This is a genomic window from Oleiphilus sp. HI0128 (assembly GCF_001635365.1).
In genome coordinates, this window is the sequence record NZ_LWGG01000208.1 from 1 (window position 1) to 537 (window position 537).

Here is a 537-nt window from a genome sequence, read left to right on the forward strand (position 1 = left end):
TTAGGTCACAGACTTCGGCCACTTCTTCGATGCGTAATTCTGCTGTGTAACGTAGGGTTAGAATTTCTCGTTCTTTAGGTGCTAATAATTGCATTGCGCTATCGAGGTCGCGTTTTGTGGTGTTGATGGTGCTTGTTCTTTCTTGGCTTGGATCATCTGTTAACATTGCTTGCAGTTCTCGGGTGCGTTTACGCTTGTCTGCAGCACTCAAGCAGGTATTCGTGGCAATTCTAGCGATCCAGGTTTTAAAACTGGAGCGACCCTCGAATTTGACTAGCGAGTGGAAAACTTTAAGCATGACTTCCTGCGATACATCATCAGCATCATCAAGATTTCCGAGCATCTTCAGGCAAATATGAAAGACCAGCTTTTCGTATTTTCGAATAAGCTTTTCGTATGCACAGGTACGATAGGGCAGCTCTTCCTGTGCTTGGGTGACCCACTCATTGTCAGGGTCATTATTGGCAGGAAGAGCTACATGGTTGTGCTTGGTTTCTACGCTATTAAGCGTCATGCTAGTAATTGGTAAGCAGAGTT

The 537-nt window shown here is 44.9% G+C and carries 1 protein-coding gene; it reads right to left on the reverse strand.

Going from position 1 to position 537, the window contains the following annotated elements:
- Nucleotides 1–514 (reverse strand): sigma-70 family RNA polymerase sigma factor (locus tag A3763_RS02655; protein ID WP_068759867.1); only part of this gene is annotated, 514 nt, incomplete at its 3' end.
- Nucleotides 515–537: the final 23 nt, after the last annotated feature.